At 67.0% G+C, this 24,710-nt stretch carries 26 protein-coding genes and 1 pseudogene; 15 read left to right on the forward strand and 12 right to left on the reverse strand.

Annotated elements, in window-relative coordinates; all coding sequences use genetic code 11:
• Positions 1–287: hypothetical protein (locus tag Mco01_RS37595; RefSeq protein ID WP_204061596.1), on the forward strand; the 287-nt coding region annotated here is incomplete at its 5' end.
• A gap of 70 nt (positions 288–357) precedes the next feature.
• Here Mco01_RS37595 and Mco01_RS37600 read toward each other — a convergent pair.
• The 4 genes from Mco01_RS37600 to Mco01_RS37615 form a co-directional block, all read right to left on the reverse strand.
• On the reverse strand, positions 358–792 hold the full coding sequence (locus tag Mco01_RS37600) for a VOC family protein (RefSeq protein WP_204061597.1): 435 nt from the start codon (positions 790–792) through the stop codon (positions 358–360).
• Between the two features lie 525 nt (positions 793–1,317).
• Positions 1,318–1,962, reverse strand: coding sequence for a hypothetical protein (locus Mco01_RS37605; RefSeq protein ID WP_204061598.1), 645 nt, complete (start codon positions 1,960–1,962; stop codon positions 1,318–1,320).
• On the reverse strand, positions 1,959–2,453 hold the full coding sequence (locus tag Mco01_RS37610; protein ID WP_204061599.1) for a sigma-70 family RNA polymerase sigma factor: 495 nt from the start codon (positions 2,451–2,453) through the stop codon (positions 1,959–1,961). The genes Mco01_RS37605 and Mco01_RS37610 overlap by 4 nt, the downstream gene beginning before the upstream one ends.
• An 850-nt stretch (positions 2,454–3,303) precedes the next feature.
• Positions 3,304–4,053 carry a PhzF family phenazine biosynthesis protein gene (locus Mco01_RS37615; RefSeq protein ID WP_204061600.1) on the reverse strand — a complete coding sequence of 250 codons (750 nt, stop codon included), beginning with the start codon at positions 4,051–4,053 and terminating at the stop codon, positions 3,304–3,306.
• 765 nt (positions 4,054–4,818) lie between these two features.
• Between Mco01_RS37615 and Mco01_RS37620 the strand changes: the two genes are divergently transcribed.
• The 3 genes from Mco01_RS37620 to Mco01_RS37630 all read left to right on the forward strand — a co-directional run bounded on the left by Mco01_RS37620 (position 4,819) and on the right by Mco01_RS37630 (position 7,930).
• Positions 4,819–6,042, forward strand: a complete 1,224-nt coding sequence (locus tag Mco01_RS37620) for an ABC transporter substrate-binding protein (RefSeq protein WP_239104214.1) — start codon at positions 4,819–4,821, stop codon at positions 6,040–6,042.
• 129 nt (positions 6,043–6,171) lie between these two features.
• Positions 6,172–7,077, forward strand: a complete 906-nt coding sequence (locus Mco01_RS37625) for a carbohydrate ABC transporter permease (protein ID WP_239104215.1) — start codon at positions 6,172–6,174, stop codon at positions 7,075–7,077.
• A 10-nt stretch (positions 7,078–7,087) separates the two neighbouring features.
• A complete protein-coding gene (locus tag Mco01_RS37630; RefSeq protein WP_204061602.1) occupies positions 7,088–7,930 on the forward strand; it encodes a carbohydrate ABC transporter permease in 843 nt (280 codons plus the stop codon).
• Between the two features lie 54 nt (positions 7,931–7,984).
• Here the strand turns inward: Mco01_RS37630 and Mco01_RS37635 are convergent, their stop codons facing one another.
• A complete protein-coding gene (locus Mco01_RS37635; RefSeq protein ID WP_239104216.1) occupies positions 7,985–8,482 on the reverse strand; it encodes an HIT family protein in 498 nt (165 codons plus the stop codon).
• A 146-nt stretch (positions 8,483–8,628) separates the two neighbouring features.
• On the reverse strand, positions 8,629–9,057 hold the full coding sequence (locus Mco01_RS37640) for a hypothetical protein (RefSeq protein ID WP_204061603.1): 429 nt from the start codon (positions 9,055–9,057) through the stop codon (positions 8,629–8,631).
• Positions 9,058–9,392: 335 nt separating this feature from the next.
• Here Mco01_RS37640 and Mco01_RS37645 point away from each other — a divergent pair, with 335 nt between their 5' ends.
• From Mco01_RS37645 to Mco01_RS37655, 3 genes are all read left to right on the forward strand, one after another.
• The gene (locus tag Mco01_RS37645; RefSeq protein ID WP_204061604.1) at positions 9,393–9,866 is read left to right on the forward strand and encodes a carboxymuconolactone decarboxylase family protein; all 474 of its coding nucleotides are present in this window, start codon (positions 9,393–9,395) and stop codon (positions 9,864–9,866) included.
• Positions 9,867–10,029: 163 nt separating this feature from the next.
• Positions 10,030–10,950 carry an RNA polymerase sigma-70 factor gene (locus tag Mco01_RS37650; protein WP_204061605.1) on the forward strand — a complete coding sequence of 307 codons (921 nt, stop codon included), beginning with the start codon at positions 10,030–10,032 and terminating at the stop codon, positions 10,948–10,950.
• A gap of 72 nt (positions 10,951–11,022) precedes the next feature.
• Positions 11,023–11,265 (forward strand): hypothetical protein, encoded by a 243-nt coding sequence (locus Mco01_RS37655; protein ID WP_204061606.1) that lies wholly within the window; start codon positions 11,023–11,025, stop codon positions 11,263–11,265.
• Between the two features lie 142 nt (positions 11,266–11,407).
• On the opposite strand, the gene Mco01_RS37660 is transcribed toward Mco01_RS37655, so the two are convergent.
• Positions 11,408–11,869, reverse strand: a complete 462-nt coding sequence (locus tag Mco01_RS37660) for an Lrp/AsnC family transcriptional regulator (protein WP_204061607.1) — start codon at positions 11,867–11,869, stop codon at positions 11,408–11,410.
• A gap of 111 nt (positions 11,870–11,980) precedes the next feature.
• On the opposite strand from Mco01_RS37660, the gene Mco01_RS37665 reads away from it, so the two are divergent.
• Both Mco01_RS37665 and nadE read left to right on the forward strand, forming a co-directional pair.
• The gene (locus tag Mco01_RS37665) at positions 11,981–12,913 is read left to right on the forward strand and encodes an SMP-30/gluconolactonase/LRE family protein (RefSeq protein WP_204061608.1); all 933 of its coding nucleotides are present in this window, start codon (positions 11,981–11,983) and stop codon (positions 12,911–12,913) included.
• Positions 12,910–13,755 (forward strand): NAD(+) synthase, encoded by an 846-nt coding sequence (gene nadE / locus Mco01_RS37670; protein WP_204061609.1) that lies wholly within the window; start codon positions 12,910–12,912, stop codon positions 13,753–13,755. Before Mco01_RS37665 ends, nadE begins: the two co-directional genes overlap by 4 nt.
• A 36-nt stretch (positions 13,756–13,791) precedes the next feature.
• On the opposite strand, the pseudogene Mco01_RS37675 reads toward nadE, so the two are convergent.
• Positions 13,792–13,965: pseudogene (locus Mco01_RS37675) on the reverse strand (IS5/IS1182 family transposase); the annotation flags it as partial.
• 492 nt (positions 13,966–14,457) lie between these two features.
• On the opposite strand from Mco01_RS37675, the gene Mco01_RS37680 reads away from it, so the two are divergent.
• The 4 genes from Mco01_RS37680 (at position 14,458) to Mco01_RS37695 (ending at position 17,565) form a co-directional block, all read left to right on the forward strand.
• Complete coding sequence (locus tag Mco01_RS37680) at positions 14,458–15,327, forward strand: alpha/beta fold hydrolase (protein ID WP_204061610.1); 870 nt, start codon at positions 14,458–14,460, stop codon at positions 15,325–15,327.
• 162 nt (positions 15,328–15,489) lie between these two features.
• The gene (locus Mco01_RS37685) at positions 15,490–15,678 is read left to right on the forward strand and encodes a hypothetical protein (protein WP_204061611.1); all 189 of its coding nucleotides are present in this window, start codon (positions 15,490–15,492) and stop codon (positions 15,676–15,678) included.
• Positions 15,679–15,793: 115 nt separating this feature from the next.
• Complete coding sequence (locus Mco01_RS37690) at positions 15,794–16,762, forward strand: MerR family transcriptional regulator (RefSeq protein ID WP_204061612.1); 969 nt, start codon at positions 15,794–15,796, stop codon at positions 16,760–16,762.
• A 356-nt stretch (positions 16,763–17,118) separates the two neighbouring features.
• The gene (locus tag Mco01_RS37695; RefSeq protein WP_204061613.1) at positions 17,119–17,565 is read left to right on the forward strand and encodes a hypothetical protein; all 447 of its coding nucleotides are present in this window, start codon (positions 17,119–17,121) and stop codon (positions 17,563–17,565) included.
• A 243-nt stretch (positions 17,566–17,808) separates the two neighbouring features.
• On the opposite strand, the gene Mco01_RS37700 is transcribed toward Mco01_RS37695, so the two are convergent.
• The 4 genes from Mco01_RS37700 to Mco01_RS37715 form a co-directional block, all read right to left on the reverse strand.
• On the reverse strand, positions 17,809–18,927 hold the full coding sequence (locus Mco01_RS37700) for a sensor histidine kinase (protein ID WP_204061614.1): 1,119 nt from the start codon (positions 18,925–18,927) through the stop codon (positions 17,809–17,811).
• Between the two features lie 147 nt (positions 18,928–19,074).
• Positions 19,075–19,869 carry an SDR family NAD(P)-dependent oxidoreductase gene (locus tag Mco01_RS37705; protein WP_204061615.1) on the reverse strand — a complete coding sequence of 265 codons (795 nt, stop codon included), beginning with the start codon at positions 19,867–19,869 and terminating at the stop codon, positions 19,075–19,077.
• Positions 19,870–19,988: 119 nt separating this feature from the next.
• Entirely contained in the window at positions 19,989–21,182 is a 1,194-nt protein-coding gene (locus Mco01_RS37710) for an FAD-dependent monooxygenase (protein ID WP_204061616.1), read from the reverse strand.
• Positions 21,183–21,537: 355 nt separating this feature from the next.
• Positions 21,538–22,968 carry a serine hydrolase domain-containing protein gene (locus Mco01_RS37715; protein WP_204061617.1) on the reverse strand — a complete coding sequence of 477 codons (1,431 nt, stop codon included), beginning with the start codon at positions 22,966–22,968 and terminating at the stop codon, positions 21,538–21,540.
• A gap of 189 nt (positions 22,969–23,157) precedes the next feature.
• Between Mco01_RS37715 and Mco01_RS37720 the strand changes: the two genes are divergently transcribed.
• Positions 23,158–24,045, forward strand: coding sequence for a LysR family transcriptional regulator (locus Mco01_RS37720; protein ID WP_204061618.1), 888 nt, complete (start codon positions 23,158–23,160; stop codon positions 24,043–24,045).
• A 138-nt stretch (positions 24,046–24,183) separates the two neighbouring features.
• The gene (locus Mco01_RS37725; protein WP_204061619.1) at positions 24,184–24,564 is read left to right on the forward strand and encodes a VOC family protein; all 381 of its coding nucleotides are present in this window, start codon (positions 24,184–24,186) and stop codon (positions 24,562–24,564) included.
• The last annotated feature ends 146 nt before the right edge of the window (positions 24,565–24,710 follow it).

Here is a 24,710-nt window from a genome sequence, read left to right on the forward strand (position 1 = left end):
AAGTCAGGGGTTCGAATCCCCTAGGCTCCACCTCGAAAAACACCCCGCTCCTGATCAAGAAGCGGGGCCATCGTGCCATTAACGTGCCATTAGCTCTTTCCGGCATTGCGCTCCGCCTCAACTCGCACGCTGAGAGCATCGGCGATCTTCCGGTCGGCATCGCGGGTCGGGCGCTGGTCAAGCGGCGGCGCGGCGCGCGGTCCGGGCCTTCCGAGGGACCGCGCGAACTCGGCGAGATCCCCGATCTTCCCGAGATCAACAGCGGCGCGGTGCGAAGGGAGAGCTGACGGACAGCCTTCCCCGTGGAAGCCGATCAGCGAGTCAGGTCTGTGTCGCGTTCAACGAGGTAGACGTTCGTCAGCTCAGGCAGAACTCGTTGCCCTCGATGTCCTGCATCACGAGACACGACTCGTTTTCTTCATCGGCGGGCAGGAGCCGCACGCGTTTCGCGCCGAGAGGGATCAATCGTGCGCATTCGGCCTCGAGGGCTGCCAGGCGCTCTGCACCGACGAGTCCGGTTCCGACCCGCACGTCAAGGTGCAGCCGATTCTTGGCGACCTTGCCTTCGGGAACGCGCTGGAAGTACAGCCGCGGACCGACACCCGAGGGGTCGCTGCATGCGAACCATGAGTCCCGCTGCTCGGGCGGCAGCGTGCGATTGAAGTCGTCCCAACTGGCGAACCCCTCAGGCGGCGCCGGCGCGACATACCCCAACACCTCGCACCAGAAGCGACCGACACGCTCAGGTGAAGCGCAATCGAAGGCGACTTGAATCTGCTTAACGGATACCATGGGAAAATCCTCCCATGGATCACTATGCATACCGTAATCGCCCACCGTGCACCCTGGGCGGATTGGCGAAGTCCTGAAAGATCCACAGCTCCAGCCTGAACGCCTCGCCCGTCGAAGGGTTGCGAGATAACCATCGTTATCTGGCAAGACCAAGATCGAATGGCCATGGTGAGCAGGGAATCATCCCTCGCCTTGCGCGATCCTGACGCCGACGACTCCGACGACGAGGATTGATGGGGATGCCCCCCGGCCGGGTCCCGATCATCTCCGCGAGCACGTAAACCAGGATCTTGTAGCCGTGGTCCTTCCACCGCGCTCCCCGCGGCCGTTTACTCGGTCGCCTGAGCACGCCTGTGCTTACGGAGAGCGGCAAGGGTCGGCTCCGGGACGGGCAGCGGTACGGCGTGGGACGCCCGTTCCGGGCTGAAAATCCGGGGTGGATGCCCGCCGACGAGTAGACGTGCCAGGTGCCCCCTGCCCAAAGGGGTCACCTGGCCATGTGCCGTCTGTTGAATTCTTGGTGATCTAGGACTTGGACGCAGGCTTGGACGCAGGCTTGGGCGGGACGTCCGTGGTACAGGTCAGCGGGGCGTCGTCGGGCACCAGGCGCATTAACACCGCGAGCGGGCTCGGAGAGTCGGGCTGGTAGCCGTCTGTCCTCATGCCGATGATCAGCTTGGTTGATGGGGGCATCGCCGATGGCGTGATGACCATCATGGAGGTTTCGTCAGGCTGCTTTTCCTCCCCGACGACCTTCTGGAAGTCTGCTTTCAGGTCCTGCGACGCGTCCGATGGCTGGCACCACTTGTTGATCGTGATCTCGGCGGGGATGCCGGCCTGGGCCAGTGTTCGCTGCATGATCTCCGGATCTAGCGACTCCTGCTTGGTCATTTTCACAGTGACCGTGCCGTCGGGGTTGGTGTCGACGGAGAATGCGGCCAGGTGCACGTGCACCTGATTGCCGGCGGCGACCGGCGGTGCGTTCACCTGGGGGCTGTCGATCGCCAGCGTCAACGCCAGGCCCGTCGCCAATACGGCGCTGGCCGCCGTCCCTGCGATCCTGCGGCGGCGGCGAGACCGGCCCGACGCCACGAGTTCCTGCACCGGCGTGTGCATGTGCACCTCGGCCATCGCGTCCCGCACCGTGCCTAGCACATCATTGTCGTTCACCGTTCGCCCTCCTGGCTGTTGACTGTTGCGAGGTCGCCGCGCAAAGCCGCGACAGCGCGCGACAGATGTGCGGTGACGGTTCCTGGAGCGATCCCGAGGGTCCTGGCGGCGGTTTCGGTGTCCAGATCGAGGAACACGCGCAGCGCGACCACCTCCCGCTGCCGTCGCGGCAACCGCTGCAGCGCCACCAGCAGAGCGGGGTCCACGTCGGCCCCGTCGGCCGCCGCGGGGTCCACGACATCGTGGCCTCCCAAGGCGACCTCGTGGCGGCGCCGCCGCCACCAGGTGACCCGGGTGTTCAGCGCCACGCGAACGATCCAGGCGTGTGGCGCCGGATGCCGGCTCACCTTCCGCCACGACATCCACGCCCGCGTGTACGCCTCAGCGACCAAGTCCTCCGCCAACTGCCGATCACCCGTGGTGGCCAGCACCGCCCGGAGGCAGGCATCCCGGCTTTCCTGGTAAAACTCCTCGAACTCCAGATGCTCCACATCCCCTATACGCACAAGCACAGCGAGACGCTTACCGGACTTCTCACATCCCATCGGGAGACTGCGACCGCTTGGACGGCTTTCCGTAGACCCGCGACAGTCAGACCACGAAGGCCTCACTCTCTGGTTCAAGGACGAGCACAAGGAACCCGTCAGGCTGCAGACCAAACCATCAATCCGCGAGAACGCGCCAGGCACTCCAGAACCGACCAATCGGCCCGCGGGATATACGCGGGATGATCTCCGTCTTCGGCCACTCCCCGACGCCTCATTCAGCAGATCAGCGGCTATGTGGAGCTGGAGAAAACTAATCCACTTCTCCTACGGCGTCGCCTCGCGATCAGCTTCGAAGGGCGATCGCCGTAAAGCGCTACGATCCACGCCGCCGCAGCACGGTGAACGCATGACGATCCAGGACCGCCCTGGCGTCAGCCCTTCGTCGCGGGTCGGAGTGGAGCAGGGCTATTGAGACAGCCGCCACATACGTCAAGACCAGACAGCATATGAATGCGCAGGTCAGCCAGGGAACAGCAGCAATCAGCGCAGCAAGGAACGCAGGCACGACAGGACCGCCTATCAGGGAACGGCACTTGTCGCTGAAATCTGTAATGTGTCGGTGGAGGGGAATCTCGTCACCGGCGCAAAGCAGATGTCAGCGCAAATGTCACAATCACACAGGTCCTTCGGCAGCGTCAAGAGGCCGCCACCAGTTGCAGTTTGGGCTGCGGTTACAAAGCCGTCCAGGAGCGTTCCCTGCTACAGGCGAACGTGACCGAGGGATGGCGCGTAGGACGGCGCATCCTTGGCCAGGGACGGCGCTCCACTTCTCATCCGATGGCCCCCGTCCTTCTCACTGCCCGAGTGAGCTTCGCCGACCCTTGACGTGGTCGCCATAGAGTTCTGAAACCTGGGCGTGGGTCGCGGAGTCAGGTTCCTCGACCGTACAGCGCCCCCCGAGCTCGACTTCAACGTCATCGACGGGTTTGGCAAAGATGATCGAGCCCTGCTGTCCGTGAACGACTTCAAGGTCGCGGCCGAGCTTGAGCGCCAGAAGCATTGAGGCGCTTCCGCATGCCTCGTCTTCTCCCTTACCGATGCGTGGTGCCCATAGTCTCGCCCGCACCTTGCCGGCTTCTCGGTTCATCCACGCCCATACCTGAGTGAAGTCCTCTCCGGGAGGGAGCTCGGTCAGCGAGTCGATGATGGCGGGACTCTCCATCTCGAGGTGACGCCAGGGTTTGGACCAGGCCGCAGGAGCCTTGAGCCACACCATGCCGTCGGGGTCGCGACGACAGCTGACCGGTCCGGCGGCTGGCGTGAGCTCCTTCACGGGACTGCCGAGCCGGTGCAGGACCTCTACCGTCGCGAGAAGCGGATGCCCGCCGAACTGGATCTCTTGGCCGTAATTGCCATGGATGCTGACGATCCCGTGAGCGAGATTCTGCACGAAGACGACGGCGGGGATGCCAAGCCGGGTCGCAAGAGCCTGACGCTGCTCCCTCGTCACCGAAACACCCTCGGGCTCGATAACGACGAGGGCGGGGTTGCCGAAGGAACCGCCTGCGTTCATGAACGCGTGTGCAAGCAGGCAATCAGTCATGACATCACCTTGAGACTCAAGAGGACAACGCACAGCGGCGGTGACGCGATCAACAACTGGCGCCACCGTGTCAACCGACTCTGAAGCTCGTCGCTGCCTGTGACGCGCCCGTCTGCCGACCCCTGGCAGGAGATAGATCCTACTTCGCCGCAAAGCCCACGGCAGGGACCGTGTTCCCCGCCTGGGCTTTGATCGTTTCTCGGCCTGGCGCTCTTTCCTCGCCTGGCCGTCGCATGCCCGAGGGCGATCGCCGAGCCGGAGGGCGGGCGCGTTGGGGATGCGGGATCTCTCCTTCGGTTCTGGCGATCAGCCCGGCAGCCGCGTCCGTCGTCTCGGCGGAGGGGCGGGGTGTCCCGAAACATAAAACCAGCGGGCCGATTGTTTCAGGCACATCACCCCAAGAATATTGACGCTCTGGTCGTCACAGGCCTATTGTCCTGGAGCAATGATCGGCTTGACATTCCGAAAGTTTCAGACCCAAGAGTGATGTCAGAAGACTCTGCAGGTGAAACACCATGTCTGCATGGCGGTGCTGAACCTGTCCGGGCACTCGCGGTCCGGGGCCTGAAGTAGCACGGCACCGTGGCCGTTCGACGCTCCAGGCACGCATGGGGGTCCTGAAGGTAGGAGGTGCCCGGCGAGCGCAGCGCAGTCTCCCGGTGCCGGGCCGCACGTCACATCCCTGACCACAGCAAGCGAAAAGAGGTCGCCGTGAAATTCCGCAAGGTCTCAGCGGTCGTGTTCGCCGCTACCGCGACCCTCAGCATGGCAGCGTGCTCAGGCTCGTCGTCCGGGACTTCCTCCGGCGGGTCGGACGGCTCGTCGTTCGAGTTCTGGTCGTTCACCGGGATCAACGCGAAGGGGTCGGCCGCGGAGTACAAGAAGATCAAGCCGAACGTGCAGATCAAGCTGACCGAGGTGGGGAACGCGCAGGAAACGGCGCAGGCGCTCACCACCGCGCTCGCCGGCGGCAAGGTGCCCGACCTGGTGCTGATCCAGGGCGACGACCTGCCCAAGTTCGTCCAGCAGCCGCAGAACTTCGTCGACCTGCGCACGATGGGCGCCGACAAGATCAAGGGCGACTACCTCGACTGGGTGATCAGCCAGCCCACGGCCAAGGACGGCTCGATCATCGGCATCCCGACCGACGTCGGGGGCATGGCCATCGCCTACCGGACCGACCTGTTCAAGGAGGCCGGGCTGCCGACGGACCGCGAGGAGGTGGGCAAGCTCTGGCCCACCTGGGACGCCTTCATCGAGACCGGCAAGAAGTACACGGCGGCCACCGGAAAGGCGTTCCTCGACAATGCCTCCACGAGCATCTACTCGCAGGTGGTGAACCAGGGGCAGGAGAAGTACTACGACCCCGCAGGCAACCTGGTGTACGACAAGAGCCCTCAGGTCAAGGCCGCCTTCGACGAGGCGCTCAAGGCCGTGGCCGCCGGGATCACCGCCAAGCAGAGCTCGTTCACCGACGGCTGGAGCGCCGCGATGAAGAAGGGGGACTTCGCCGTCGTGGCCGCGCCGGTCTGGTTGCTCGGCGCCATCCGCGACAACGCCCCCGACACCAAGGGCAAGTGGGACATCGCCACGATCCCCGGCGGCTCGGGCAACTGGGGCGGCAGCTTCCTCGCCATCCCCAAGGGCGCCAAGAACCCGAAGGCCGCCTGGGAGTACATCGCCGCCACGCAGTCGCCGCAGGGCCAGCTTGACCACTTCGCCCAGGCCAGGTCGCTGCCCGCCACCCCGTCGGTCTACAAGGACCCGAAGCTCACCTCGGTCAAGGACCCGTTCTTCTCCGGCGCGCCCATCGGCACCATCTACACCAACTCGCTGCTCGGCCTGAAGCCGTTCCTCATCGGGCCGGACAGCACCACGATCGGCACGGAGTTCGGGAACGCCATCCAGAACGTCGAGCAGGGCAAGGGTGATCCCGCGAAGGCGTGGGACGCGGCGGTGACCAACATCAAGAACGCGATCGGCGGCTAGCACCCCCTGCCACGAGCGCCGCCGGGCGCCCGGCGTCCAGGACGCCGCGCACCCGGCGGCGGGGAAGCGACCAGACCCGTGACGACGAGCATCAGACCCGCCAAGAAAGCCCTGGCCCCGTCCGCACCGGTGAAGACCACGCGGGCCGGCCTCACCGAGATCGTGGCCCCCTACGCCTACATCGCCCCGTTCTTCGTGCTGTTCGCGATTTTCGGCCTCATCCCGCTGCTGTTCACCTTCTACGTGGCGTTGTTCGACTGGAACCCGATCGGCGAGCACGTGTTCGTCGGCCTGGACAACTTCACCCGGCTGCTCCAGGACGGGCGGTTCTGGAACGCGGCGCGCAACACCGTTAGCATCTGGGTGCTGTCGACCGTGCCACAACTGCTGGTGGCGCTCGTGCTGGCGCACCTGCTCAACCACGTCCGGCTGCGCTTTGCGGTGCTCTTCCGCATGTCGATGCTCGTGCCGTACATCACCTCGGTGGCCGCCACCGCCATCGTCTTCGCCCAGATGTTCGACCGCGACTACGGGCTGCTGAACTGGCTGCTCGGCCTCGTGGGCATCGGGCCCATCGACTTCATCCAGTCGGTGGCGGGCAGCCACGCGCTGATCGCTGTGATGATCACCTGGCGGTGGTTCGGCTACACGGCGCTGCTCTACCTCGCGTCCCTGCAGGCCGTCCCCCGGACGATCTACGAGGCGGCCGCCGTCGACGGCGCCGGCAATGTGCGGCAGTTCCTGCACATCTCCATCCCCGCGTTGCGGCCGGTCATCGTGTTCACCATCGTGACCTCCACGATCTACGGGCTGCAGACCTTCACCGAGCCCCTGCTCATCGCCCGGAGCGCGCCGAGTACCTGCGGGCCGATCCGCCAGTGCCAGACGCTGACCCTCTTCCTGTTCGAACAGGGCTTCACCCAGTTCAAGTTCGGTTACGCCGCGGCCATCGGCGTGGCGCTGTTCGTGATGGTCGTCGCGTTCGCCGCGCTCAACTACTTCCTGTCCACCCGGACCCGCCCGGAGAGGGCATGAGGGAGCGATCATGACGAGGACGACACCGCGGTCCGGCGACCGCCTCCGATGGTGGGTCTACGCTCTGCTGGTCCTTGCCGCCTTCGCCTGCGTGTTCCCGCTCTACTGGATGTTCGTCGTCGCCACCACCGACACCGCGGCGGCCACGGAGATGCCCCCCAGAGTCGTCCCGGGCGGCAACTTCTTCCACCTCGCGGGCCTGGTCTTCTCGACCGTGCCGTTCGTCCGGTCGATCGTCAACAGCCTGGTCGTGGCCGGGACGATCGGCCTGGGTCAGGCGTTGTTCTGCGCGCTGGCGGGCTTCGCGTTCGCCAAACTGCGCTTCCGGGGACGCGATGCGCTGTTCCTGCTCGTCGTCCTCACGATGACCGTGCCGACCCAGCTCGCCATCGTCCCACAGTACATGATCATGTCCTCGCTGGGCTGGGTGGACACCTTGCAGGCGCTGATCGTTCCCGGCCTGGCCAACGCGTTCGGGATCTTCTGGATGCGCCAGCACATGACCAACGCCATCAGTGACGAGATCCTCCAGGCGGCCCGCATCGACGGGGCGACCACCTGGCAGATCTTCTGGCGCATCGCGTTCCCGCTGGTCCGCCCGGCCGCGTTCGTGCTCGGCCTGATCGGGTTCGTCTACGCGTGGAACGACTTCCTGTGGCCGTTCGTGGTACTGAAGTCGCCGGAGATGTACACCGTCCAGATCGCGATCAAGGCTCTGCAGACGAACTTCAACATCGACCTCGGGCTCGCCATGTCCGGCTCCTTCCTCGCCACCCTCCCGCTGATCGTCCTGTTCGTCTTCGTCGGCCGGCGCATGGTGGCCGGCATCATGGACGGCGCCTTCAAGGGCTGAGGCCGCCGCCACTCCTGGGGCCCCCAGTGGCAGCGGCGGAGCAGAGTGCTGATGTCAGGCGTTGGTGCTCGTGTCCGCGTTGGGAAATCCCAGCGCTGCCAAGCCGGACCGGACCGCCGTCGATTCCTGATCCAGCAGACTCCGCGCCCTCGTGTCCTGGTTGGCGATAATCCGGAAGCTGTCTCCCTCGAAGCGAGGGATCACATGCAGGTGAAAGTGGAAGACCTCCTGGAACGCCGCTATCCCGTCCGCCAGGAAAACGTTCACGCCTTCACACCGCAGGCCGGAGCGCCGTAGAGCCCGGCCCATCCGATGGCCGATCGTCCATATGTGCGCGCCGGTCTCCTCATCGAGGTCTTCCAACCCCACAGCGTGAACGCGCGGAATGACAAGGAGGTGGCCAGGGGTGATGGGACCTATGTCCATGATCACCATCACGCGGTCGTCTGCGTAGGGGACGCTCGCCTCAGCCTCGCCGCGGACGATCGCGCAGAATACGCAGTCTGATCCGCCAGGATTCCCCATGGTCGACATGGTGACAGCGAGCGGCATCCCACAGCGAATGCTTTTGGCTCGGGCAGGATCAGGTATATGCGCGGGACGCACCTTCAGCCTTTTGAGGCTCGTCTAGCCGCCAGAAGCCCTTAGAGCGGTAGGGCCGGCCACCTCGCCGAGCTAGGCGGCCGGCCCGTTCCGGGTCAGGCCGGGATCTGCTTCTCGTACCAGGTGTAGTAGATGTAGGTGCTGCCGGGTCCGGTCAACGTGCCGTAGACCTGCCAGAAGCTGTTGGGGCCGACCGAATAGCGGAAGACCTTGTCCCCGGGCTGGTCATCCACGAACACGCTCTGCGAACCGTTGGACCAGATCCGTACCTCGATCGTGAATGTCGAGGTGTCCGGGATGTCGAGGCAGACCTCGTACGTGTACGCCGACGGACCGCCGATGTTGTAGCTGCGACCGTCCACCGCCGGCCGTTCGACGTTGGTGGGGACATAGCTGTTCAGAACCCGGGTGTACCCGCCCGTGGAGCAGTCGACTGCGGGGGTGGCTGCGGACGCGGGACTGATGCCGGTGAGCATGGCGCCGAGGACGCCGGCGGCGACGAGAACGGAGATGGTGCTCTTCATGCCTCTCCTCATCCGTGCAGTGGCCCCTCCAACCAAGTAGTTGAAGGATGAACTGATTTTGACTCGATTGCCGCTTCTGGACAAGCTCGGGTAAATAATCCGCGCGAGTCCTAGTCAAGCGCTGTCACGTTCAACCCTTAAGGCTCGCGTTCGCGCAACTCCTCAGGAAGTGAAAGTGGCCGCGGTAGCCGAGCACGTGGGCCCACTGCCGGGGTCGCCGAGGTCCCAGCGGTGCGGAGCAGGCGGGTGGCGTGGTCGGTGACATCCATGTCACAGGGGGTCGGGCTACCTCGTCTCAGGGGGTGTAGGCACCGACGACCACAGAGGAGCACACCATGGACGCGCGCCTGAACTACTTCGCCGACCCGACCGCAGGCAAGGTCCTCAAGTACTTCATGTCGGCGGGCAAGGCGCTGAAGGATTCGCCGCTGCCGACCCCAACGCAGGAACTGGTCGCGCTTCGCGTAAGTCAGATCAACGGCTGCGCCGTCTGCATCGACATGCACACCAAGGAGGCCGCCGCGGCCGGCGAGACCTCGGTGCGGCTGAACCTGGTCGCGGCGTGGCGGGAGGCCACCGTCTTCACCGAGGCCGAGCGTGCCGCGCTGGCGCTGGCGGAGCAGGGCACCCGGGTCGCGGATGCCGCCGACGGGGTCAGCGACGAGGTGTGGGCGTACGCCGCCAAGCATTACGACGAGGAGCAGCTCACCGCCCTGGTCACCCTGATCTCCATGATGAACGCGGTGAACCGGCTGAACATCATCACCCGGCAGCCGGCCGGCGACTACGAACCCGGGCAGTTCCACTGAACGACATCGGCAACTGGCTCGGAGTCCGGCTGCGGACTCCGGGCCCCGGGCCCCGGCTCGCGGGCGTTACCCTGGCCTGCCGGTGACCCGGATCTTCAACAGAAGATGCCTGCGCCGGCGAGTACGGCGCGGTGGGAGGGCTCCAGGGGGAAGGGGATCCCGCGTGAGCAAGGTCGAAGAGTTCGAGGAGCTGCGGCCGCTGCTGTTTTCGATCTCCTATCGGATTCTGGGCAGTGTGAGTGAGGCCGAGGACGCGGTGCAGGAGACATGGCTGCGCTTTGACGGCTCGGCCGCCCAGCCCACGTCGACCAAGGCTCTTCTGGCGGCCGCGGTGACGCGGATCTCGATCGACGTGCTGCGCTCCGCGCGGGTGCGGCGGGAGGAGTACGCGGGCCCATGGTTTCCCGAGCCGCTGCTGAACGATCCGTATCAGGATCCGGAGCGGTCGGTTGAGCTGGCCGACTCGGTGTCGATGGCGGCGCTGCTGCTGCTGGAGCGGCTCAGCCCGCTGGAGCGGGCGGTGTTCGTGCTGCGGGACGTGTTCGGCTTCGGGTTCGACGAGGTCGCCGCGGCGGTGGGGCGGTCGGAGGCTGCGTGCCGGCAGCTGCTGGTGCGGGCGCGGCGGCATATGGAGGCCGGACGGCCGCGCTTCGAAGCGGTCCGCAAAGAGCGGGAGGAACTGGCGTCGCGGTTCTTCGGCGCTCTCCGCGAAGGCGACGTCGCCGGCCTGCAGGAACTGCTCGCCGCAGGCGTATCGATGGTCGGCGACGGCGGCGGCAAGGCCCCGCAACTGGCCAGGGCCGTCATCGGCGCCGAGAACGTGGCCCGGCTGCTTGCCTCCGTCTTCCCCTGGCTGTCCCGGGTCGGCGTGACGTTCGAGCCGCACGAGATCAACGGCCAGCCAGGCGCGATCTTCCGCGACCGCGACGGCAAGGTGTTCCACACCCTGGTGCTCGATGTACTCGACGGGCAGATCCAGACCATCCGCTCGGTGATCAATCCCGACAAGCTCCGGCACCTGGGCCCAGTAGCGGACGCATGGGCAATCGACCGCGAAGTACGGCAGGTACGCCGGCCCACATGAGAGTGTCCGTGGGGCGCACGGCGCGAAGTGCCGCCCTGGCCGTCGCATTCCCTACGGCGCCACACTGGGTGAATGCACCTCATGAAGTGGCTCAGTGGTCTCGGTGGTGCGGTGTGGATCGGTTCGTGGTATCTGATGTACCTGGAAATCACACGTTGGCATCACGTCAAGCCGTCGCTGGCATTCAACTCAGATATAGCCTACGGCGCCCACCCCGGCCAAGCATTGATCCTGCTCTACATCGCCTGCGTAGCGGCCCCGTTGCTGGTTCTGACCACCTTGGTGCAGCGAATGATCCATACGCGACGACATTAGGCATGCTGCCGGTCGCCCAATGTCGTGACGCTGGCCTCGTGGTTCCACCCTTACGGCCACGCCCGGGGTCACACCTCGAGAGCAGCGCTTGCGGCGGGCGTGCGGTTGACGGCTCCGTCACAGGCCGACAGGCGACTGATCGCTACCGGTCCGAGTCCGGATCGGTTACGTTCAACGGCCGTTCGAAGAACGTCTCCAGCACGACGATGGTCTGGGTGCCGGTGACACCGTCGACGTCGAACACGCGGCGCAGCACCGCCTGCAGCTGCTCCGGGGTCGAGGTGCGGATCTTGACCAGGAGCGACGCGGACCCGGCGATGATGTGGGCCTCCTGAATCTCGGGGATGGCCGCGAGGGCGTCGCGGGTCGGTGGGTCGCCCATCCACACATTGGCTTGCAGCATGACGAACGCGAGCACGCCGCGGCCGACGGCGGCCGGATCGACGTCGATGGTGGTACGCCGGATGGTCCCGCGTTCGCGCAGCTTGCGCACCCGCTCGTGGGCCGACCCCGCCGACAGCCCCACTGCCTTGCCGAGAGCCGCGTACGCCTGCGTGGCGTCGGCCTGCAACGCCGCCAGCAGTGCCCGGTCTATCTCGTCCACCGCACCTCCACTCGCGGAACGTGAACTAGCAGATTCGCCTTTTGACCATACTCTATTTTGGAGTGATAGCGTTCAGCCGAACGTCAATCAGTCGGCAATCAGGAGTCCGCGATGGCCGAGACCATCCCCGCCCAGTTCCAGGTGCTCGACGAACGCTTCCGGTACATCAACGGCGACTTCGTCCTCGAGCGGCTGCACACCGGCTCGCGCAAGACCGAGGGCCCGGCGTACTTCCCGGCCGGGCGCTACCTGGTGTGGAGCGACATCCCCAACGACAGGCTCCTGCGCTGGGACGAGACCACCGGCACCGTCGGCGTCTTCCGCCACTGCTCCGGATACGCCAACGGCAACACCGTCGACCGGCAGGGCCGGCTCATCACCTGCGAGCAGGGCAACCGGCGCGTCACCCGTACCGAACACGACGGCACTGTCACCGTGCTGGCTGACCGGTATCAGGGCAAGCGGCTCAACAGCCCCAACGACGTGGTCGTCCGCGCCGACGGCACGATCTGGTTCACCGACCCGAGCTACGGCATCTTCTCCGACTATGAGGGCAACAAGGGTGACAGCGAGTTCGGCGGCGCCTGCTACGTATTCCGCCTCGACCCGGCCACCGGTGACCTACGAGTGGTCGCCGACGACTTCTGCCGGCCCAACGGCCTGGCCTTCGCACCCGACGAGCAACGGCTGTACATCGCCGACACCCGGCAGGAACCCAGCCACATCCGCGTCTTCGACGTCACCACCGAGGGCACCCTGACCGGCGGGAAGATCTTCGCCGAATGCGACAACGGACGCTTCGACGGTCTTCGGGTGGACGACGCCGGACGGGTCTGGGCCGCCGCCTGGGACGGCGTGCACTGCTTCGACACAGACGGCACCCTCATCGGCAAGCTTCGGCTGCCCGAATCGGTCGCCAACCTCACCTTCGGCGGGCCCAAGCGCAACCACCTCTTCGTCACCGCGGGGACCAGCGTGTACGCGCTTCGGGTCGCCGTCAACGGCGCCTGCTACCCCCAGCCGGCCGGAATCGAGCGGTCATGAACGACGTCACCACCGCCGAGCGAACCCGGCAGCACATCGCCCGCGAACTGGGCGTCGACTCCGACTTCAACGCTGGTCGCGAGATCGAGCGGCGAGTCGCGTATCTCGCCGATTCACTGACTGGCGCCGGGACCACCGCCCTGGTGCTGGGCATCAGTGGCGGCATCGACTCGGCCACCGCGGGCCGGCTGTGCCGGCTGGCGGTCGAAAAGGCGCGCGGGGCGGGAACCGAAGCCGTCTTCGTAGCCATGCGACTGCCGTACGGCGTCCAGCACGACGAGCACGACGCGCAGGCCGCGTTGGCGTTCATCCACCCCGACCGAACGCTGACCGTCGACATCCGGCCGGCCAGCGACGCGTGCCTGCGGACGCTGATGGCAGGAGGCCTCATCTTGCCCGGCGCCATCCAGCAGGACTTTGTGCTCGGCAACATCAAAGCCAGGCAGCGGATGATCGCCCAGTACGCGGTCGCCGGTTCGCTCGGCGGGCTGGTCGTCGGCACCGACCACGCCGCCGAGGCGGTCACCGGATTCTTCACCAAACACGGAGACGGCGCCGCCGACGTCGTACCGCTGGCCGGTCTGACCAAGCGCCGCGTACGTGCGATCGCCCACGCGCTGGGCACACCGGACGCGTTGATCCGCAAGACTCCCACCGCCGACCTTGAATCCCTCCGCCCCGGCAGGCCCGATGAGGAGGTGTTCGGCTTCACCTACGACGACATCGACGACTTCCTCGAAGGCCGAGCCGTCAAGGCAGTCGTCTCACAGGCGATCCTCGACCGGTATCAGGCGACCGCCCACAAACGCCGGATGCCGATGCCCCCCGGCATGCGACGTTAGAGCTGCACTGTATTTACACACACTCGAAGCCCGCGGCAGGCGAGCGTAGGTGTCCTCGTTACGCAGGTGAGCCAGTACCAGCAGCGCCTGCTGTCCTGGCTGCAGGCGCCGCCAGCGGCTGCGGCGGTCAGCGCGGCGGACGCGGATGAGTTCGGCCAGACGGGCAAGAGTGCGGTTCGACAGGGGAATCGCGGCGGGGTAAGACAGCATCGAGGCTTCCGGTTGGGGCATCGGATCTTGGTCGACTGCTGTCTTACCGGGAGCCTCACCTCACGCCCAACTTGTCCGGCCCGCCCGCCTCCTGCGCCCATCCTGATCACGTAATCAGGATGAAAATGGCTCATTGATGGGCCATCTCACATCGGGCTATTACTAGGTGGTCGGGAAAGGCTGGAACGACGGCCGAGGGAATCCCCACGGTCCGTATGCGGTCCCGCGACTTGGGCAGGGGTCAGCGCCGCCACGCCGCATTAATCGCAGTCGATGATAACAGCTACTGAGATCCGGTCTGACCTAAGGCCTAGGGCTTGGCAACGTATCGGGAAAGGACGAATACAACGGAATGAGGGCCGGGGAGCGCCTTCGGCGCTGTCAATCGTCTCGGAGGTAGCGTTGGAGCGCTTGCTTCGAGCGAAGCAGGCGGCGCCACCGAGTCGCAATCTGTACGGGCCGATGGGGCCTGCAAAATTCGGGGGTCAGACCGTGCCGTTCTCGAAGCCGACCAATGGTTTCCGCCTGCACTACCTGCGATCTGGAGAAGGCCCGCCGGTAGTCCTCGTACACGGCAGTCCGGGTGACAACAAGGAGTACTCCAAGTTGCTGCCCCTGCTGACACCCTCCGCCGACGTGGTCGTCCCCGACCTGAGAGGGTTCGGCAGGTCGGACAAGCACCTGAAGGACGTGGGCAACGCCTACGCCCTGTCCGGGCAGGTGGACGGCGTCATCGCCCTGATCGACGAACTCGGCGTCAGCAACGCGGTGTTGTGCGGATACGACATCGGCAGTTTCACTGTCCAGACGATCGCGGTGAAGCGACCCGACCTCGCGAAATCTCTGGTAATCGCGCCGCCGGCGATGGGGGTCGGCCGGCGAATCCTGGAGGAGAAGGCAGTCAACGCCTTCCTCCACGCGATCCTCTACAAGACGACGCTGGTAGAGGATCTCATCGACGGCAAGCCGGATGCGGTCCGCGCTGTGCTGAAGGAGAGCCTGCGGAACTGGTCGGCCCCAGGCTCTGAAGTCGTGGACGAACTGCTCGACCATCTGACCGAGAACCACTCTGCCCCGGGTGCTTTCGTGGCGGGCATCATGTGGTTCCGCTTCCCGGAGGGGAACCCCATCACCTATTACGCCAACGAGAAGAAGCTGGAACCCGCTGACAGGTTCTCCAAGCCCATCACCATCCTCTGGCCCGACAAGGATCCGCTCTTTCCGCAGGAATGGAGCGACAACCTGTCCGACTTCTACGGTGACTTCACACTGCATCTCATGAAGAACGCCGGGCACTTCAGCCCCCTGGAAGCGCCTGACGTCTGGGCCGAGCACGTCCTGGAACGCGTGCGTGAGGCCTAGCAAAAACCGGCCCCCATCATCCGTTCGGCTGACGAAGATTATGTGAGCTGTCGGCTTTCGTCAGGAGGTGTGGCGTTGCAGGGACTTCACCACAACATGTTCGAGGCCGGCAGCATGATCCGTGATCAGGCCACACCTTCCTTTAGGGCCTACTCTGTGCGTGTGAGCAGGAGGCGATACGTCGCCAGGGGCGTGCCCGGCGGCTACCGGATCTGGGACAACAAGGCCCGCCGCTGGTGGGGTGACCTCTATGAGCTATGCCCTGACGAACTTCTGAACGAGTTGAATGGCGAGAAGAACAGCGAGAAGCTCACCGCGCTGCTTCAGCAGTACCGCGTCCAGAAGCGGTAACTGCTCACGCCGGACATCGCCGCGCAGGTGACCGCTGTGGATGGGATGCGTGCCGATCCGGCGCCAGAAGGAAAAGCTTGAGTCTCCAGTAAGGGGAGACGCGAGGGTACGGAGCATGGACGGCGACACGCTTTACTCGATCGGCGATCTGGCCCGGCGGACCGGGCTGACGGTCAAGACCATACGGTTCTACTCCGACTCGGGGATCGTGCCGCCGACTGACCGCAGCCCGGCCGGCTACCGGCTCTATGACATCGATGCCCTCGCGCGTCTGGACCTCGTGCGGACGCTGCGCGACCTGGGACTCGACCTTGCCGCCGTCCGGCGGGTCCTGGAGCGGGAGATCTCGCTGCCCGAGGTCGCGGCAGCACACGCCGAAGCGCTGGACGTGCAGATCCGCACCCTGCGACTGCGGCGTGCGGTGCTGCGAGCCGTAGCCAAGCGTGGCTCGACCCCTGAGGAGACGAACCTGATGCACAAGCTCGCCAAGCTTTCCGATGACGAACGCCGACGTCTCGTCAGCGACTTCATCGACGACACCTTCGGTGGTGTCGACGCCAACCCCGAGCTGGTGGCCATGATGCGCTCGGCCATGCCCGACCTGCCCGACGACCCCACGCCGGAGCAGGTCGGCGCCTGGGTCGAACTCGCCGAGCTCTCCCAGGACCCGGACTTCCGCGCCTCCGTGCGCCGTATGGCCGAGTACCAGGCGGCCGAACGCGCTCAAGGCGACACCACGGGCCTGCACCACGACCTCACCGACGCCGTCCGCGACCAGGTCGGCCAGGCACTCGCAGCCGGGGTCGCCCCGGCCTCGCCCCAGGCCGCCCCTGTGATCACAGCGCTCATGGCCCGCTACGCGCACGTCTTCGGCCGCCCCGACGACGCCGACCTGCAGCGTTGGCTGCTGACGCGCTTGGAGACCGCAAACGATCCCCGCGTGGAGCGGTACTGGCAACTGCTGGCCGTCATCAACGGCTGGCCGGTTCCCGAGAGCCTGGCCCCGGTGTTCGACTGGTTCGTCCAGGCGCTGCGTGCCCACATGGAGCGGGAGCGCGACGCCGAACAGGACGGCATCGTCTGACCATCCAGGTCATGCCACGTAGGCGCACTCGACCAGGAGTCAGCGATCGAAGCAGACCCCGGCGCGGACCAGGGGACAGGTCTGCGCCTCCGGCCGCTCGACGGCGGGCCTGGGCCATCATGGGGAACGTGGCCATGCCCATGAAGAATGTGTGCAAGTACGGTGAAAGTACCTGCAGAACCTGGTCGGGCACGCTTCCGTACAGCGAGACTGCGCGGGTGGCGGTCAGCAGAAGCCGACGATGGTATCGAGTGCCACCGGCTATGGGCCTCCTTGGATGGATCTTGTTGGCGGGGGCGTGTTACCTACGCCTCCCGCTCATCCGGGCACTCTCCCTGTGGTACTGGCTCCTGATCATGACACTGTGGGCCTGGGCCGTTCTGTGGAGTTTCCTCACGGTGATGTCGTACCTGTCGCTCAAGGCCTATCTTCGTGCGGCACTGGCCCTGCTCCTGGCTGCGACGGTGGGGGGCGCGCTCCTCGTCCCCGATTGGGAGCGCACCTTCATCGACAGTCTGTTCCTGCTGCAGCATGACCGATTCGACGCCATCGGCGCGGCCTTCCGACGTGACGAACCCAAGCCGTGGCCGTGGTGGATAGGCCTTGTCTCGATGAGCGGAGACTATGAGGTTCAGCAGTACGGGCTGTATCTCCCCGTGTACGAGGATTGGCGGGCCGAAACGGGCGCGGGAATCGCCTACCTACCGCGTCCTCCTGATCAGGACACCACATTCAGTACTGCGGCGGGAGATCTGGGCCGGCCGGTTCGATCCTTCGGCAACGGCTGGTGGTGGGTCGAGTAGCTCAGACGAGGCAGAAACGGCGCTCGCGTCTGTCGCGTCCCTGCCTCGGGACGACCGAGGGGGTGCCGTCAGGCGCAGCGCATAGGACACGCCCCGTCGTGACATAGGCGAACCGCCGGCTCCCCTTCAACAGGGCGGCGTGAGCTGGGCGGCCGGTCCTGTGGCGTGAGCTCCGGTCCCGGCCGCCGGCGGCCGGGACCGCCCTCCGCACCGTGTTCCGGTGTTACGCCAGCGTGAGACTGGTTATGGTGCGGACCTCAGGGGAACGCGGACCGCGACCCGGAAGCCGCCGTCCGGCAGCGGGCCGGACGCCATGGTGCCGCCTGCAGCCGCGACGCGCTCGGACAGGCCGTTGAGGCCGTTGCCCGGAACGTGCGTCCCCTTGGCCCGGCCGTTGTCGCGGACCTCCAGCACCGCCTCGCCGCCGTCGCGCCCCACCTCGATAAGGCAGCGCGAGGGGCGGGCATGGCGGATGACGTTGGTGACCGCCTCGCGCACCGCCCATCCGAACACGCCGTCGGCCGCCTCCGGCAGGGGCGCGCCCGCCATCCGGACCGTCGTCTCGACCCCGGCCGCGGCCAGGACCGTCCGCGCGCCGTCTAGTTCCTCGCCCAGGTCACGCCGCCGGTAACCGGAGATCGCCTCGCGCACCTCCGCCAGCGAGGACCGCGCCACCGACTCGATCTCGCCGACCTCGGTGAGGGCGCGGTCCAGGTCGCGGTCGGCCAGCCGTCGCGCAAGCTCGCTCTTCAGCACGATCAGCGACATGCTGTGGCCGAGCAGGTCATGTAGGTCGCGGGCGATGCGCAGCCGCTCGTCGGCGGCGGCGAGCCGGGCGACCTCGCCGCGTGCTTCGCGCTGCTGCGCCACCAGGGTCCGTGAATGGCGGAGCGCGACCATTATCATCCCGAACGCCAGCAGCACGAGTGCGAACCCGCCGATCATCGTTGCCGGGGCGCCGATCAGCACCCCGTCACCGGCCACCACCGCCATCGAGCCCAGCACCCCGATCGGGGCCCATCGCAGCGGCAGCGACATGGCCAGCACGAAGGCCAGGTAGATCGGCAGACCCAGCCATTCGAGCCCGAACAGCGGCGGCAGCCCCGTCGCCATCAGCGCGAACGTCGCCGGCACAGCCAACGACCGCACTGTGGAAGGGTCGTCCCAGCTCCACCGCACGAACGCCGCCGCGTAGTACATCAGCACGAACGCCATCAGGGCCGCGACGCCCAGCCAGCGCCGCGTTCCCTCGTAGTGCGCCACCGCCGCGACGACCGGGGCCAGGAACAGGAGCCCGAACGACATCCAGAAGGTCCGTTGCAGCAGCTGGGGGCCTTCGTCGCCCCGGAAGAGTCGGTTCATCAGGACGTCACGCTAGCGGGCCGAAAGATGGCGAGAGCCCGCGTGCCCAGCCTCTGCGTCCATGCGGTCGGTGCGGGCCCGGCGGTCACCGACGGCGCGTGCGCGGTGGCCGCGGCCCGGCCCGGCCCGTGCAGATTTACGAGGGCCCTACGAGCCCAGTTGGTCGGCGGGGCCGTTGCGGGCGAGGCGGCGCATGATGCCCGGGGTGACCCTCCACAGCGCGTGGGCCAGCTTGGCATCCAGCCCGACCGAGACCAACGGGGGGTTCGTCCGCACCGCTTTCAGGATCGCCGCCGCCACCGTCTCCGGCGGTAGCGCCTTGAGGTACTGCTTGGTCATCCGGGCGCGCGCCTGGGCCTCCTCCTCCGGGCTGCGGCCGACGAACCGCGTCGTCTCCGTGATCGGTGTCCTGATTCGCCCGGGACAGACCACCGTCACTCCGACCCCGTGGCCCGCCATCTCCCCGCGCAGGCATTCGGAGAACATGACCACCGCCGACTTCGTCGCCCCGTAGGCCGACAGCGAGCGGGACGGGGCGAAGGCCGCAGCCGAGGCCACGTTGACGATGTGCCCGGAACCACGCTCGACCATCGCGGGCGCGAAGGCCCGAGCGCCATGAACCACCCCGAACACGTTGACCCCGACAATCCGCGCCCAGTCGCCGGCCGTGGTGGCGAGGAAGGGCCCGGTCATGCCGATACCGGCGTTGCTGACCAGCACGTCGGGCACGCCGTGGTCCCGTAGGACGGTCGCGGCGAACTCCTCCACCCGCTCGGCGTCGGAAACGTCGACCTGGTAGCCGCACACGCCATCGGCCACGTCATCGGCCGGTTCCGCGAGATCGGCCCCGACCACACGGGCGCCGGCGGCGGCGAAGGCGAGCGCGGTGGCCCTCCCGATGCCGCTCGCGGCACCGGTCACGACCACCAGCTTGCCCATCATGATCGGGGATTGTAGGCCTGCAGAGCGCCGGGCTGACAGAGGTTTCCCGCGTCGGTTCGCCCTCGATTCAGGAGCTCGATACAGGAGATGCACGCGCCCCGAGGCGGCTCCGAGGGAATCTACCTCTGCGGTGCGGGTACCGAGTCGTCCGCGGCGATGACGTGCTCGTCCCAGGGAATGTGGTGGCGATGGACGGGCCCGAACATCTGCTCGGGGGTGGGCATGACTGGCCTTTCGCCGGCCTGGCCGGCCTTGGCCTTGTTCTTGGCGGCGGCGTCGCCCCCGATCATCTCCACCCGGTCGCGGCGCAGGTGCTCGTACGCGGTGAACGCGGCCTCGGGGGTGGGCAGGTCGCGCAGGCAGCGTGCCAGTTCCACGGCGCTCTCGATGGCAAGGGAGGCGCCCTGCCCGGAGCTGGAGGACGGGGCATGGGCGGAGTCGCCGACCAGCACCATCCGGCCGCGGTGCCAGGACGGCACCGAGGGCATTCGCTCCATCGGGCCGACGACCATCATGTCGCGCGGGTCGGTGCCGGCCAGCAGTTTCTCGCCGGGGATGTGGCCTGCGTACAGGTCGCGCAGTTCGGTGAGCCATTCGGCGGCGGGTCTCCGGCCGACCTCCGCGGAGCTGAGCGGGGTGGTGCGGGGGAGACCGGCGAACCAGCAGATCCGTCCATCAGGCAGGCGCCAGTAGCCGATGAACGTACGGCCGAAGGCGAAGTACATGGTGCCGGGCTCGGCCCGTACGTCGCTGCCGACGGCGTAGCCGCCGAAGCTGAGCACGCCGCCGTACTCGGGGCCCGGCGCGGTGGGGTCGATGAGCCCGCGCACGGTGGAGCGAATGCCGTCCGCACCGATCAGCACGTCGGCGGTGGCGGTGCTGCCGTCGGAGAAGGTGGCGGTGACACCGTCGCCGGTGTCGTCGGCGGCGACGAGCCGCTTGCCGTACCGGATCGGCACACCGCGCGCCGTCGCGTGGTCGGCCAGCGCCCGGAACAGGTCCGCCCGGGCCATCGCGTGAGTCGCAGGCAGCCCGGGGAAGCCGCCGAACTCGGCCACCTGGTTGCCGCTGCCGTCGGCCATGACGACCCCGGGCACCGGATGGCCGACGTCCTGCGCGACCTTGTCCGCACCGATGATCCGCAGCGCGTTCAGTCCGTTGGGCGCCAGGCTGAGCATCGCCCCGACGCCGTCGGCCGGCTCCCCGTGCGCCTCGTACACGGTGGCCAGGATGCCGGCCTTGGCCAGGGCGAGCGCCGTCACCGGTCCAGCGATGCCACCCCCGATGACAAGGGCGGTCTTCACCTTGCTCATGTCCACTCCATTTCGTCAGCCGATGGAGAAATAGTGTCACTGAGACTAGTCTCATGTCAACTAGTAACAGCGGTGCTAGCGATGGCGAGGGTGCGCTGCAATGGCGCAAGGATCGGGTGGTCGATGTCGACCAGCGCGGGAGTCCGCACCGCACGATCGACCGTCCGCACGTCGAGGCCTGATCTCAGTGCGCGACAGCACAATCGGGGAGCGGCGTCTGAAAGATGACCGTCTGAAAGACGGCCGACGCCGGTCGCGAGACCGCCTCAGCGTCGCGGCAGACGCCGACCATGCCGCAAAGCCGGAGTTCCCGGCAGGGCGCGGCTTTGGTGGCGTGGCGCCCGGCCCACGTCACCTACGCGACGTCGGGCCGTGTCATCAGCGGCGACCGCAGATGCAGCACCAGGTCGGGGCTGCTCAGGGGCACGATGTTCCACGTCGCCACCGCCGTCCCCGCATCGGCGTCGACCACCAGCCGAACCCGGTGCGGGGTGGTGATGACGTAAAGCTCGGCGACGAACGTGCCGCCCTGCCAGGCGCCGGTCGCGACGACAGGGCGGCCGAGCGGCGAACTCTCCCGCCACTCGCCGTGGCCGACCTCGACGGTGAGGGAAGACCCGAGTCGCAGGAGCCATCCGCCGTCCACGGGATCGACGACCACCGTGGTCCCGTCGGGCAGCGCCGAATCCTCCGCGAAGGCGTCGAGCCTCGCCTTGACGGAACGCTCCGGGGCGGCCGAACCCGGCACCGGCGCCAACGACAGCCGCCGCAGCCGATCGGCGAGGATCTCGTCGTCTCGGCTGCTTTCCGTGTGGTCCACGCCGGGCAGCAGGCACTCCCAGAGTGCGTCGAACATCACCTGTGGCTGCGGATTGGCACTGGTCACGGCGACCACGAGATCGTGCGACGGGACGACCACGCATTGCTGACCGAAAGCCCCGTCAGCGTGGTAACCGTGGCGCGACATCCAGAACTGGTAGCCGTACCCGCAGAGGTAGTCGGCGTTCTGCGACCCGTCCTCGAACGGCAGGGTGTCGACGTGCCGGCTGGTCGCGAGCTCCACCCATTCGCGCGGGACGAGCCGCCGGTCGCCCCAAAGGCCTCCGCGCAGCAGCAGTTCACCGAAGGCGGCGACGGCCTCGGTGGTGAGGTGAAGTCCGTGGAATCCGAAGGCGGCACCGCTCGCCACCCGGTCCCATTCGGCGTGGTCGACGCCCATCGGCGTGAAGAGACGCTCGTCGAGGAACTCCGGGAGGCCGCGGCCCGTGACCCGTTCCACCATCCGGGCCAGGATGAAGGTGGTCGGATTGTCGTAGGTGTGCCGGGTTCCCTCGGCCTCGGGGAACGGTACGCGCAGGAAGCCCTTCACCAGGTCGCCCGGCTCCAGGCGCCAGGCCTCGGCAAGACTGTCCGTACGGTGTCCGGCCGTCATGGACAGCAGGTGGTGAACGGTGAGGCGGCGTCCCTGCTCCGAGATGTCGGCCGGGACGTGGTCGGGCAGCACATCCACCACCCGATCGTCCAGCGAGAGCAGCCCGTCGGCGATCGCGAGACCCACGGCGACCGAGGTGAACGACTTGGTCACCGAGTAGAGAAGGTGCGGGCGTTCGGCCGAGTAGGGCGCCCACCAGCCTTCGGCGACGACGTGACCGTGGCGCACGATCATGATGGAGTGACACTCGACGGATCGTGCGTCGAGCCGGTCCAGCAGCGCGGCGATCGAACGGGACGACATCCCCGAGGTGGCCGGTGTCGAGCGCGGCAGCAGGGTGCGCTGAGGACACATCCGGACACCCTAACAAATCCGCCTAAATAGAGGCGCGAGACAACCACTCACACCGTTCTCGGCGATTGCGGAGGTTCTGAAGAGGAGCCGTTCGCGTCAAACCCGCGACAATCACGCCAATGGACGGACATGTCATACTTACGCCCCGAATGGACGATCTCGATGATGGGATCGACGGAGAGGGGTCGTGTGGAGCTCCGCGACATCGAGATCTTCCTGACCCTCGCCGACGAGCTGCACTTCGGCCGTACGGCGGAGCGGCTGCACGTCTCCGTGGCCGCGGTCAGCAAGGCGCTCAAGAAGCAGGAACGGGCGATCGGTGTCGAGCTCTTCGCCCGGGACAGCCGCAATGTACGGCTCACGCCGGTGGGTGAGCAGCTCCGCGACGACCTGCGCCACCTGCATCAGGGGTTGACGCAGAGCCTGGAGCGGGCCCGGCTGGCGGCCCGGGGCAAGACCGGCACCCTCCGCATCAGCCTGTTTCCCGCCAACGTCCAGGAACTGCGCCGGTACTGGGAGACCTTCCGCTCCCGTCATCCGCAGTGGGAGCTGCGCCTGCGGATGGCGGAACTCACCGATCCCTTCGCTCAGCTGCGCAACGGGGAGACCGACATCCTGGTCACCTGGTTTCCCGTTGAGGAGCCCGACCTGACCACGGGTCCCCTGCTCTTCGCCGAGCCAAGGGTGCTGGCCGTGGCCGCCGACAACGCCCTCGCCAGGCGGTCCACGACCTCCCTGGAGGCGGTCGGCGACTATCAGCACGTGGCCATCAGGCCGGCGCCTGATCACTGGTTCAGACACTACGTTCCGGACCTCACTCCGAAGGGCCGGTCGATCGACCGCACCGCGTTCGTGGAGACCGTCGACGACATCTTCCTGCACACGGCCGTCGGGGAGGCGGTCGCCCTCTTCCCGCTCCACGTGACCTGGTACTACCCGCGCCCCGACATCGTCTACGTGCCTGTCACGGACATGGAGGCGCTGCCGTACGGGCTGGTGTGGCGCAGTGCCGCGGAGAACGACCTCATCCGCGCCCTCGCCCGCGTGGCGCGCGACCTGGGACCACTGCCCGGCTGAGACCGTCAACCGTGGGTCAACGACCGTTGCGAGAGTCGCCGTTGATCCGCAGCACCGCCCGACGTGATGCTTGATCCATCCGAAGAAACACGCCCGTCGGGAGGTGAATAGGGATATGCCCTTTTCTGGTGCAGTGGCGTGAACATCGTCTCTTCCGCGGTATCCCTGACCGTCGGCGACCCCGCCGCCTCCAGCCGGTTCCTCACCAGCCATCTCGGCTTCCGGCAGATCCTGACAGGCGAGGGGTTCATCGCCCTGGGCCGTGACGACGCGGCCGTCGACCTGCTCCTGATGGAGCGCGACCCCGAGCGGTGGCGGCCGGACCAGGGACTGACAGAGGTGATCGTGGTGTTCACGGTCACCGGCCTCGCCGCCGAGTACGAGCGCCTGCGCGGCGAAGGCGCCACCATCACCATCCCGCTCAGGCGGGAGCCGTGGGGGGAGCTGATGGTGCAGCTCACCGACCCCAACGGCGTCGCGATCCAGCTCACCGAGTGGATCTCCCCGATCACGGGCTGACCCCCGGCCGGCCGGCCTGTCGTGCCGTTCGCCGTCACCGGCATCCCCACCGTATGCGGTGTGGCGTCAGTGGCCGCGTCAGTTCGGCGACGGCCCGGTGTCAGAGCGGGCGGCGATGGTGGGTGTCACCGGAGCGGTCCGGATGG

The organism is Microbispora corallina, assembly GCF_016863035.1.
Classification (GTDB): Bacteria; Actinomycetota; Actinomycetes; order Streptosporangiales; family Streptosporangiaceae; genus Microbispora; species Microbispora corallina.

Excerpts from the sequence above, each read along its gene's own strand:
- Mco01_RS37655 (WP_204061606.1), top strand. The coding sequence starts at position 11,023 with ATGCACCTCATGAAGTGGCTCAGTGGTCTCGGTGGTGCGGTGTGGATC.
- Mco01_RS37615 (WP_204061600.1), bottom strand. The coding sequence starts at position 4,053 with ATGACTGATTGCCTGCTTGCACACGCGTTCATGAACGCAGGCGGTTCC.
- Mco01_RS37635 (WP_239104216.1), bottom strand. The coding sequence starts at position 8,482 with ATGCCGCTCGCTGTCACCATGTCGACCATGGGGAATCCTGGCGGATCA.
- Mco01_RS37640 (WP_204061603.1), bottom strand. The coding sequence starts at position 9,057 with ATGAAGAGCACCATCTCCGTTCTCGTCGCCGCCGGCGTCCTCGGCGCC.
- Mco01_RS37665 (WP_204061608.1), top strand. The coding sequence starts at position 11,981 with ATGGCCGAGACCATCCCCGCCCAGTTCCAGGTGCTCGACGAACGCTTC.
- Mco01_RS37700 (WP_204061614.1), bottom strand. The coding sequence starts at position 18,927 with ATGAACCGACTCTTCCGGGGCGACGAAGGCCCCCAGCTGCTGCAACGG.
- Mco01_RS37620 (WP_239104214.1), top strand. The coding sequence starts at position 4,819 with ATGGCAGCGTGCTCAGGCTCGTCGTCCGGGACTTCCTCCGGCGGGTCG.
- Mco01_RS37645 (WP_204061604.1), top strand. The coding sequence starts at position 9,393 with ATGGACGCGCGCCTGAACTACTTCGCCGACCCGACCGCAGGCAAGGTC.
- nadE (WP_204061609.1), top strand. The coding sequence starts at position 12,910 with ATGAACGACGTCACCACCGCCGAGCGAACCCGGCAGCACATCGCCCGC.
- Mco01_RS37690 (WP_204061612.1), top strand. The coding sequence starts at position 15,794 with ATGGACGGCGACACGCTTTACTCGATCGGCGATCTGGCCCGGCGGACC.
- Mco01_RS37705 (WP_204061615.1), bottom strand. The coding sequence starts at position 19,869 with ATGATGGGCAAGCTGGTGGTCGTGACCGGTGCCGCGAGCGGCATCGGG.
- Mco01_RS37600 (WP_204061597.1), bottom strand. The coding sequence starts at position 792 with ATGGTATCCGTTAAGCAGATTCAAGTCGCCTTCGATTGCGCTTCACCT.
- Mco01_RS37710 (WP_204061616.1), bottom strand. The coding sequence starts at position 21,182 with ATGAGCAAGGTGAAGACCGCCCTTGTCATCGGGGGTGGCATCGCTGGA.
- Mco01_RS37695 (WP_204061613.1), top strand. The coding sequence starts at position 17,119 with ATGACACTGTGGGCCTGGGCCGTTCTGTGGAGTTTCCTCACGGTGATG.
- Mco01_RS37715 (WP_204061617.1), bottom strand. The coding sequence starts at position 22,968 with ATGTGTCCTCAGCGCACCCTGCTGCCGCGCTCGACACCGGCCACCTCG.
- Mco01_RS37630 (WP_204061602.1), top strand. The coding sequence starts at position 7,088 with ATGACGAGGACGACACCGCGGTCCGGCGACCGCCTCCGATGGTGGGTC.